Source organism: Arthrobacter agilis (assembly GCF_002953615.1).
Classification (GTDB): Bacteria; Actinomycetota; Actinomycetes; order Actinomycetales; family Micrococcaceae; genus Arthrobacter_D; species Arthrobacter_D agilis_B.
Genome location: NZ_CP024915.1, coordinates 1,295,967 through 1,304,833, shown reverse-complemented (window position 1 = coordinate 1,304,833; position 8,867 = coordinate 1,295,967). Strand labels below are relative to the sequence as shown.

8 protein-coding genes, 2 pseudogenes and 2 riboswitches are annotated in these 8,867 nt (G+C 68.8%); of the genes and pseudogenes, 3 read left to right on the top strand and 7 right to left on the bottom strand.

Annotated features, from left to right (window positions below; translation table 11 throughout):
* From CVO76_RS06235 to CVO76_RS06225, 3 genes and pseudogenes are all read right to left on the bottom strand, one after another.
* Positions 1 to 205, bottom strand: a pseudogene (locus CVO76_RS06235) (C40 family peptidase); the annotation flags it as partial.
* Between the two features lie 3 nt (positions 206 to 208).
* A riboswitch (cyclic di-AMP (ydaO/yuaA leader) is annotated at positions 209 to 390 on the bottom strand.
* Between the two features lie 113 nt (positions 391 to 503).
* Positions 504 to 740, bottom strand: a complete 237-nt coding sequence (locus tag CVO76_RS06230; RefSeq protein ID WP_208741260.1) for a hypothetical protein — start codon at positions 738 to 740, stop codon at positions 504 to 506.
* Between the two features lie 63 nt (positions 741 to 803).
* The gene (locus tag CVO76_RS06225) at positions 804 to 2,090 is read right to left on the bottom strand and encodes a glycoside hydrolase family 6 protein (RefSeq protein WP_244186248.1); all 1,287 of its coding nucleotides are present in this window, start codon (positions 2,088 to 2,090) and stop codon (positions 804 to 806) included.
* A 202-nt stretch (positions 2,091 to 2,292) separates the two neighbouring features.
* A riboswitch (SAM riboswitch) is annotated at positions 2,293 to 2,397 on the top strand.
* Between CVO76_RS06225 and sfnG the strand changes: the two genes are divergently transcribed.
* From sfnG to CVO76_RS06210, 3 genes are all read left to right on the top strand, one after another.
* Positions 2,391 to 3,563 (top strand): dimethylsulfone monooxygenase SfnG, encoded by a 1,173-nt coding sequence (gene sfnG / locus CVO76_RS06220; RefSeq protein ID WP_208741258.1) that lies wholly within the window; start codon positions 2,391 to 2,393, stop codon positions 3,561 to 3,563. Its footprint overlaps the riboswitch before it by 7 nt.
* Positions 3,563 to 4,942: an O-acetylhomoserine aminocarboxypropyltransferase/cysteine synthase family protein gene (locus tag CVO76_RS06215; RefSeq protein ID WP_244186247.1), complete on the top strand. Its 1,380-nt coding sequence runs from the start codon at positions 3,563 to 3,565 to the stop codon at positions 4,940 to 4,942. The genes sfnG and CVO76_RS06215 overlap by 1 nt, the downstream gene beginning before the upstream one ends.
* Positions 4,939 to 5,442 carry a CoA-binding protein gene (locus CVO76_RS06210; protein WP_208741256.1) on the top strand — a complete coding sequence of 168 codons (504 nt, stop codon included), beginning with the start codon at positions 4,939 to 4,941 and terminating at the stop codon, positions 5,440 to 5,442. The genes CVO76_RS06215 and CVO76_RS06210 overlap by 4 nt, the downstream gene beginning before the upstream one ends.
* A gap of 32 nt (positions 5,443 to 5,474) precedes the next feature.
* Here CVO76_RS06210 and CVO76_RS06205 read toward each other — a convergent pair whose 3' ends face one another.
* The 4 genes and pseudogenes from CVO76_RS06205 to CVO76_RS17295 all read right to left on the bottom strand — a co-directional run.
* On the bottom strand, positions 5,475 to 6,707 hold the full coding sequence (locus tag CVO76_RS06205) for a hypothetical protein (RefSeq protein WP_208741254.1): 1,233 nt from the start codon (positions 6,705 to 6,707) through the stop codon (positions 5,475 to 5,477).
* The gene (locus CVO76_RS06200; protein WP_244186246.1) at positions 6,704 to 7,258 is read right to left on the bottom strand and encodes an RNA polymerase sigma factor; all 555 of its coding nucleotides are present in this window, start codon (positions 7,256 to 7,258) and stop codon (positions 6,704 to 6,706) included. Before CVO76_RS06200 ends, CVO76_RS06205 begins: the two co-directional genes overlap by 4 nt.
* 202 nt (positions 7,259 to 7,460) lie before the next feature.
* Complete coding sequence (mmsB, locus tag CVO76_RS06195; RefSeq protein ID WP_133080297.1) at positions 7,461 to 8,696, bottom strand: multiple monosaccharide ABC transporter permease; 1,236 nt, start codon at positions 8,694 to 8,696, stop codon at positions 7,461 to 7,463.
* A 4-nt stretch (positions 8,697 to 8,700) separates the two neighbouring features.
* Positions 8,701 to 8,867, bottom strand: a pseudogene (locus CVO76_RS17295) (ABC transporter ATP-binding protein); the annotation flags it as partial.

Below are 8,867 nucleotides of genomic sequence, written 5' to 3'. Positions count from 1 at the left end.
CGGGGGCGGTCGAACCTTGCTCGGTGTAGGAGCCGGCGTGCGCGGTGCCGACAGCGCTGAGCGCGAGGCCCGAGGTGATGGCGACGACGGCGACGGGGCGGCCGACGGTGGTGGCGTGCGCCTTGGCTGCCTGCGACAGTCCCTGCATCGCGAGGTTGCCGTCGACTGCGGCACGGTGGCGCGCAGGGGAAATCTTTCGGAACATGGATGAATACCTCTCCCATGCCTGCGGGGTGAGCTGTCGGGTTCGGATGGGAGTCACCCGGCCGCGGCCAGCGCCGTATTCGGCGATGTTCAGCGACTTAACCCCGAGGACGCCGGCAGGAGGGCCGCACGCCCGGTGGAACTGTGGTTCCCCCGTCCCCGCCTCGGTGTTTGCGAACGAATCCCGATCGGCGGCAGGGCTCGGCAATCCGTCCGGGAGCGCCTCACTCCGGCGGAGGCACCCGATGACGATACCCAGTGCTCCTCCGGTTTGTCACATTTCCGTAACGGCGCGTACCCTACGCGCCGGTGCGGAACGACCACCAGCGACGCACGGCGGCGAGCGTGCCACCCGCGCTGAACGCGAGCAGGACGATCTGCTGCAGGTAGAACCAGCGGCTCTCGACCGCACTTGCGCCGCCCGCGCCCAGCGCGATGCTGGTGGCCAGGGTGACGGTCAGCACGAGACCCACCCAGGAGAGCGTGCTCCAGAGCATCCGTTCCCGCAGGCGGCCCGCAGATTTCCAGCTGTCCATCCCCTCAGCGTAGGCGTCCGGAGAGCGTGAGCGGCCCACGGACCGCGCACGCTCTCCGGTCCGCTACGGCCGTACGGGCGCGCCGGCGTTCGCGATCAGGTCCAGCGCCTGCTCGGGGAACCAGGCACCGGCCGCAGGATCCACGCGGCCCCACTCCGGGTCCATGCCCCCGTTGTCCGTCAGGCCACGATTGCACTCCCCGTCGGACTCTCCCGGGACCTTGATCCAGAGGAAGGCGTCGGCGAGTTCGTTGCCCGTGTCGGAGGTCGGGAGGTAGCCGAGTCCGCGGCCCGGAGGATTGCACCAGACCTGGGGATCCGGGTAGGCGACCGACGGGACCCAGGGGCCCCGTCCGTTGCGGCTCGTGTCGATCACGAAGTGTGCGAGCTCGTCCGACGACGGTGCGTTCGGAGCACCGGCGACGTGCTGCGCGTACCACGCGTCCGTCAGCCCCCAGGTGGAGAAATCGGCGGGCGAGGCCGGGTAGTACTGGCTGGCGCAGGATCCGTAGGCCCCGGGGTCGATCTCGGTGGCGTAGTGGATGCACTGCGACACCCAGCTGCCGAACTTCAGCTGCCGCTCGGTGAGCTCGTAGTTGGAGACGTTGAGGAAGAAGCCGTCGGCCTTCTGTACGCCGGCCTTCACGAGCCGGCTCGAGATCTCGCCCGTACCGAGCCAGGCGCTGTGGGTGCCGTCGAGGTAGACCTTGGTGTCGGGCAGTGCCTTGAGGCGGTCCACCGCGTAGTTGAGCATCTCGAAGCGTTCCGCTGCAGCGCTCGCGGCGTCCGCCTCTGCCGGCTGGCACCACTCGAGGGCGCCGTCGAGCCCGCGGTACCAGGGGATGATGCCGAGGCCGTCCGGTTCGAGGATCACCATCGCCGCCCTGTCCTGGATCCCGGCGGCGAGCGCGTCGATCCAGGCCTTGTAGCCGGCGACGTCGGTCGCGCCGCCGGCGGAGTACTGCGAGCAGTCGCGGAAGGGCAGGTTGTAGGCCGCCAGTACGGGGACCTGTCCCTTGCCCGCGGCGCGGTGCGTCGTGTTGCGCACCTGCTGAGTGACGGCCTTCGGATCGCTCCCGGTGACCCAGACGGCCTGCGGCGTCGAGACCAGGGCACCGAGGCTGTCGGCGGTGGCACGATCACCCGAGGCTCGCAGGTCGGCGATCTGCCGGTGGGCCTCGTGGTAGTGGCTCTTCTCCGGGATGTAGAACCCGGTGGCCGTCGTTCCGTCCGGGCTGTCCGGCCCACCCTTCTGGCCCTGGGCCACGGCGGGCAATGCGGAGAATGCGGTGGACGCGAGGACCCCGGCCAGGGCCAGGGTCATGGCGCACGTTCTGGAAATGCTGAGCATCATTGCTCCTCATGTCGATGGGTATCGGGCGGAGTAGCCCGAGCGGGAGACGCCGCCTATCCCCATGGAAGCGCTCCCACGCCAGTCTTCGGTGGATGCCGAAACTTTGTCAAGGTACTCAGCACACTGATCGCTGCGGTGGGCTTCTCCATGCGGAGACACATTGTTTGGAGCTGCGGCGCCTCTGGTGTCACACTCGTCGTGACCATCCCGAGCGGCTGAGAGATCTGGCTCACTGACGCCGCAGCAACCCTGGCCTCCGCGTCCCCGCGGCGACATTAGGGTGCTACTGCCAGACCGATGGAGGAAACCATGAGCGTCGCCGACCTTTCCACCCCTCTGAAATTCGCCTACTGGGTCCCCAACGTCAGCGGTGGCCTGGTCGTCTCGACCATCGAGCAACGGACCAGCTGGGACTTCGACTACAACAAGAAGCTCGCGCGCATCGCCGAGGACGCCGGGTTCGAATACGCACTGTCGCAGACCCGCTACGCAGCGTCCTACGGTGCCGACAAGCAGCACGAGGCGACGAGCTTCTCCCTCGCCCTGCTGGCCGCGACCGAGAAGCTGAAGGTCATCGCCGCCGTCCACCCGGGCATGTGGCACCCCGGGGTGCTCGCGAAGTACATCATCACCGCCGACCACATCTCGAACGGCCGCGCAGCCGTCAACATCGTCTCCGGCTGGCTGAAGGACGAATTCATCAACTTCGGCCTCGACTGGCTCGAGCACGACGAGCGCTACGTCCGCACCGAGGAGTTCATCCGCGTGCTGCGCGGACTGTGGACGGAGGAGGGCTACAGCCAGGCCGGCAAGTACTACACCATCAAGGACTTCACGCTGAGCCCGGCCCCGGTCGCCGTGCCGGGCCGCCCCCACCCCGAGATCTTCTTCGGCGGGAACTCGACGGCGGCCCAGGCCACGGCCGGCCGCGTGGCGGACTGGTACTTCTCGAACGGGAAGGACCTCGAAGGCTTCAAGGACAACATCGCCGGCGTCCGGGCCTCCGCCGAGCAGGCCGGCCGCCGTCCCCGCTTCGGGCTGAACGGGTTCGTGATCGCCCGCGACTCCGAGAAGGAGGCCCGCGACACGCTCCGCGAGATCGTCGAGAAGGCCCACCGCCCCGCCGTCGAGGGATTCCGCGACGCCGTCCAGGAAGCCGGACCGTCCACGAAGGACGGCAAGGGCATGTGGGCCGACTCGACGTTCGAGGACCTCGTGCAGTACAACGACGGCTTCAAGACCCAGCTCATCGGCACGCCCGAGCAGATCGCCGAGCGCATCGTGGAGTACAAGAAGATCGGCGTGAACCTCCTGCTCACCTGCTACCTCCACTTCCAGGAGGAGGTGGCGGCGTTCGGCACGGACATCCTCCCGATCGTGCGTGAACTCGAGGCCGATGCCGCCCGCGCCGCGGGAGTGGAATTCGATCCGGACGGCACACTCGCCGTCCCCAGCAAGGCAGGTGTCTGATGGCAGAACGTTCCTTCGGTTTCCGTACGCGCGCACTCCACGCCGGCGGCACGCCCGATGCCACCCACGGCGCGCGCGCCGTACCGATCTACCAGACGACGTCCTTCGTCTTCAAGGACACCAACGACGCCGCCAACCTGTTCGCGCTGCAGAAGTACGGCAACATCTACTCGCGCATCGGCAATCCCACGGTCGCGGCGTTCGAGGAGCGCATCGCCTCCCTCGAGGGCGGCATCGGGGCGGTGGCGACGGCGTCGGGCATGAGCGCCGAGTTCATCACCTTCGCCGCGCTCTGCCAGGCGGGCGACCACGTCGTGGCCGCATCGCAGCTGTACGGCGGAACGGTCACCCAACTCGACGTCACGCTGCGCCGCTTCGGCATCGAGACCACCTTCGTCCCCGGGACCGACCCCGCGGACTACGCGGCCGCCATCCGCGAGAACACCAAGGCCGTCTACGCCGAGGTCATCGCGAATCCCTCGGGCGAGGTCGCGGACCTCGCGGGCCTGGCGAAGGTGGCCCACGACGCCGGGATCCCCTTCATCGTCGACTCGACGCTCAGCACGCCCTACCTCGTGCGGCCCATCGAGCACGGAGCGGACATCGTGATCCACTCGGCCACCAAGTTCATCGGCGGGCACGGCACCACCCTGGGCGGCGTCATCGTGGAGAGCGGCCGGTTCGACTGGGGCAACGGCAAGTTCCCCATGATGACCGAGCCGGTCCCCTCCTACGGCAACATCCAGTGGTGGGCGAACTTCGGCGAGTACGGCTTCCTGACGAAGCTCCGCACCGAGCAGTTGCGCGACATCGGGCCGTCGCTGTCGCCGTCGTCGGCGTTCCAGCTCCTGCAGGGCGTGGAGACCCTCGCGCAGCGGCTCGACGAACACCTCGAGAACGCGCAGGCCGTCGCGGAATGGCTGCAGGCCGATCCGCGCGTCGAGTACGTCAACTACGCCGGTCTTCCCACCCATGTCCACCACGAGCGTGCGAAGACGTACCTGCCGCAGGGCCCCGGCTCCGTGTTCAGCTTCGGCATCAAGGGCGGCCGCAAGGCAGGCCAGAAGTTCATCGAGTCGCTGCAGCTCGCCTCGCACCTCGCGAACGTGGGCGACGCGCGCACCCTCGTGATCCATCCGGGCTCGACGACCCACCAGCAGCTCTCCGCCGAGCAGCTGGTGGCGGCGGGCGTCCCCGAGGACCTCGTGCGCATCTCGGTGGGCCTGGAGGACCTCGACGACATCCTGTGGGACCTGGACCAGGCCCTCGACATCGCCGTGGATTCCTCCGACGCGGAGTTCGACGAGCTCCCGCAGGAATCCGCCGGGGAGAACGACGACGACCCGTCGGCAACGCGGGCAGTAGGAGTGGGAGCATGAGCGGCACGGACACACCGGCACGGACCTGGGAGGGACCATCGGCCCCTGAGCGCCTCAGTCTGCTGAGGAATGCGCGGTCGGTGGCGATCGTCGGCGCATCGGACAAGCCCTCCCGGGCCTCCTACTTCGTGGCGACCTACCTGCAATCCTCCTCGCCGTACCGCCTGTACTTCGTGAACCCGGTGGCCAAGGAGATTCTCGGGCAGCCCGCCTACGCGTCGCTCGCGGACCTCCCGGAGGTGCCCGACGTCGTCGACGTGTTCCGCAAGCACGACGACCTGCCCTCCGTGCTGCAGGAGACGCTCGCCGTCGGAGCGAAGACCCTGTGGCTGCAGCTGGGCTCGTGGCACGAGGACGTGGCCCGGGAGGCGCAGGGCGCCGGCCTGAACGTCGTGATGGACCGCTGCATCAAGATCGAGCACGCACGCTTCCACGGCGGGCTCAACCTGGCGGGCTTCAACACCGGCGTCATCTCCTCGAAGCGGCAGATCACCTCGTAGGGCGCCGCCCCCCTCCCGGGCCTCGATCCCGGTCAGCGGGAACTGTTGGACATCGCCTCTGATCGGGATCCGACCTCGGGACCGGCCGCCTCAGGCACCGCGACCTCGGCACCGGAGCTGTCCGGCGCTGCAGCGTCCGCCGGCCCGACTGGGTCCACCGGCAGCACGTCCTCAGGAGCCGGTCCGACCGGGAGGTCCTCCGGCAGGACCTCCTCCGGAGCCGGTCCGACCGGGAGGTCCTGCGGGACCGGATCGGCGGGTAGCTCCCCGATCTCAGGCCCGACCGGGAGCCCCGGTACCGGGTCCGTCGGATCGGAGAGCGCATCGGCCGGGAACAGGGCGGACCGATCGGGGTCCAGGGTGATCGGCGCGTCGAGGAGGAACGCCGTGTCGGCAGGACCGGCCGGTGCGCGGAGCCACGACCTGCGGTGGCCGGCAGGAGCCGGGGTGTCACCGCTGATCGTCTCCGGAGCCGTGACCGTGGTCTCCTTCGTCAGGCTCCTGTCCTGCCCCTGACCCGGTGTGACCCGGCCCGGTGCTGCATGATCGGGCTTCTCCGGATCGGGTCGGCCGGTCGTGCCGGGTACCGTTCCGGTCGCGGGCGGCGTCACCGGGGCCGCGGGCTGCCGCGGACCGTCCGGCCTCCGGGTCGCAGAGTCCGCAGGGCGTACCGTGCCGGCCGGTGGCCAGGCTGCCGGTACGACGGCCGGCGCCGGTAAAGCAGCGGCGGCTTCATTCACCTCGGGCGACGCGGGAGCGGGAGCCGGCATCAGGGCACCACCGGCGTCCGCAGGGGCGGACGGCGCCGGGGCGGAGGCGGACGGTGACGGGGCGTGAGCGGGAGCGCGAGCGGGCACCGCCGGGACGACGGCGGGACCATGCCCCGCGTCGGCGAGCGGTTCAGGAGCGGGTTCGGCCCGGTCGACGTCGTTGCGGACGGTGAAGCGGGTGATCGAGACGACGGCGTCGTCGAAACCTTCCCGTAAGTGGAGCGTCCCCGCCGCCACACCGGACATGCCCGCGCCCATGGAGACGGCGAGCGCCCCGCCGAGGAACGTGATGCGGCGCTTGTTCCGGCGCCCCTGCGGCGCCCTGCCGCCGTCGGCCATCAGCCGGGCGAGTTCTCCGGACGCATCGGGTGCGGGCCCGGCGCCGAGGTCGCCGATCTCCCGGACGGCGCGGACGAGTGCCGGTTCCGCGGGAATGCCGGCCTCGTCGAGGAGTCGCTGCACGGGGTCCGGCGGCGGGGTGTCACGTCCAGTCATGGCGTTTCCGATTCCTCAGGTCGAACGATTTCCTTCAGCTTGAGCAGTCCCCGCCGTTGCAGCTGCTTCACCGATCCTGCGGACCTGCCCAGGATCTCCGCGACCTGTTCGATCGGCAGCTCCGCGACGATGCGCAGCAGGAGGACGTCGCGCTGCTCGGCGTTGAGCTGGTCCAGCATGCCCCGTGCACCTCCCACACCGAGGTTCCCCAGTGCCACCCTCTCGGCGGAGTCGGTGAGCCGGGTGTCGCCGTCGGCCTCGTAGCCCACGAGCACCGGCGCCCTCGTCCGCTTTCTCACCTCGTCCACGTACCGGGCATGTGCCACGGAGTAGGCGAAGGTGCGGAGCCCCTGGAATCCACCGGAGACGGAGTCCAGCTTCGAGAAGACCGTGAGGAACACCTCCTGCGTGAGGGCCTCCGGGTCGTCCGAGCCGCGCCCCGCGAAGTACCCCAGCACTCCCGGGCTCAATGATCGGTAGATGCTGGAGAAGGCCGCCGGATCGCCTGCTCGAGCGCGGAGGAGCGCATCATCTGGCAGGGGTGTGACCACGGACTGTTCCTTGTTCGAGCGGGACGGCGACACCATCGTAACCATCGCCCTCCGCCCGTGGACGCCGGCCCTCCCGGGCCTGCGGCAAAGAGAAGGCCGCACCGAGACCTGTTGGGGGAAAGGTCTCGGTGCGGCGCTTACACAGGGGTAATCGATGGGCGGGGCGGGAAAGTTACGCCCCCTCCGATTTTTCTTCGCCGGCCTACTTCAGGGCGTTGGAGGCCCGGCGCTTGTTGAAGACGTCGAAGCCGACGGCGAGCAGGAGCACCATGCCCTTGATGAACTGCTGGACATCGATGCCGACGCCGAGCAGGGACATGCCGTTGTTGAGCACGCCCATGATGAGGCCGCCCGTGATGGCTCCGATGACCGTTCCGACGCCACCGGTCACGGCCGCGCCGCCGATGAACGCCGCGGCGATCGCGTCGAGCTCGAAGAGGTTTCCCGCTCCCGGACCGGCGGAGTTGAGGCGACCGGTGAAGATGAGCCCTGCCAGGGCCGCGAGCACGCCCATGTTGACGAAGAGCATGAAGTCGATGCGCTTCGTGTTGATGCCGGAGAGCTGTGCTGCCTGGAGGTTGCCTCCGACGGCGTAGATGTGGCGCCCGAAGACGCTGTTGCCCATCACGGCGCTGTAGCCCACGATCAGGATGCCGAGGACCACGAGCACGATCGGCGTGCCGCTGCGCGAGCTCGCCAGAAGGTAGGTGAGGCCGAGGATGATCACGACGATGAAGGCGAGCTTGGTGAAGAACCAGGCCGCCGGCTCGTCCTCGAGCTTCAGGCGTGCGCGGGTGGCGCGTCCGCGGAGCTGGGTGATGGTGAGGAGGGCGACGGCCACCAGGCCGAGGACCACCGTGGTCCAGTCCAGGAGGTTGGTCTCCGCCGGGAACAGCCCGGGGAAGAGGAAGCCGCCGCCGAGCTGGCGGTACTCCTCGGGGAAGCCGGTGATGCGCTGGTTCTCGAGCACGATCTGGGTGAGTCCACGGAACACGAGCATGCCGGCGAGTGTGACGATGAACGCGGGGATGCCCACGTAGGCCACCCAGAAGCCCTGCCAGGCCCCTACCAGTCCGCCGATGATCAGTGAGGCGAGGAAAGCCACCCACCAGGTGAACCCCCAGTCCTGGATCATGATGCCGGACATGGCCCCCACGAAGGCCGCCACGGACCCGACGGAGAGGTCGATGTGCCCGGCGACGATGATCATGACCATGCCGATGGCCAGGAGCAGGATGTAGCTGTTCTGGACGATGATGTTGGAGACGTTGTCCGGCATCAGCAGAGCGCCGCCGGTCAGCACCTGGAACAGGGCGACGATGACGATGAGCGCCACGAAGATACCGATCTGGCGCAGCCTGCTCGTGAGGAAGGCGAGCCCGTGCTTCACGGGAGGTGGCGGCGCGGTGACCGCGGGGTCTTTGACGGTGGTAGCCATGGAATCAGTCCTTTTCCTTGGTCATGTACTGCATGAGGAGTTCGGGGGTCGCCTGGTCGATCGGCACTTCGGCCGTGATACGGCCTTCCGCGAGCGTGTAGATGCGGTCGCAGATGCCGAGCAGTTCGGGGAGTTCCGAGGAGATGACGATGACGGCCTTCCCCTCGGCTG

Excerpts from the sequence above, each read along its gene's own strand:
- CVO76_RS06230 (WP_208741260.1), bottom strand. The coding sequence starts at position 740 with ATGGACAGCTGGAAATCTGCGGGCCGCCTGCGGGAACGGATGCTCTGG.
- CVO76_RS06225 (WP_244186248.1), bottom strand. The coding sequence starts at position 2,090 with ATGCTCAGCATTTCCAGAACGTGCGCCATGACCCTGGCCCTGGCCGGG.
- sfnG (WP_208741258.1), top strand. The coding sequence starts at position 2,391 with ATGGAGGAAACCATGAGCGTCGCCGACCTTTCCACCCCTCTGAAATTC.
- CVO76_RS06215 (WP_244186247.1), top strand. The coding sequence starts at position 3,563 with ATGGCAGAACGTTCCTTCGGTTTCCGTACGCGCGCACTCCACGCCGGC.
- CVO76_RS06210 (WP_208741256.1), top strand. The coding sequence starts at position 4,939 with ATGAGCGGCACGGACACACCGGCACGGACCTGGGAGGGACCATCGGCC.
- CVO76_RS06205 (WP_208741254.1), bottom strand. The coding sequence starts at position 6,707 with ATGACTGGACGTGACACCCCGCCGCCGGACCCCGTGCAGCGACTCCTC.
- mmsB (WP_133080297.1), bottom strand. The coding sequence starts at position 8,696 with ATGGCTACCACCGTCAAAGACCCCGCGGTCACCGCGCCGCCACCTCCC.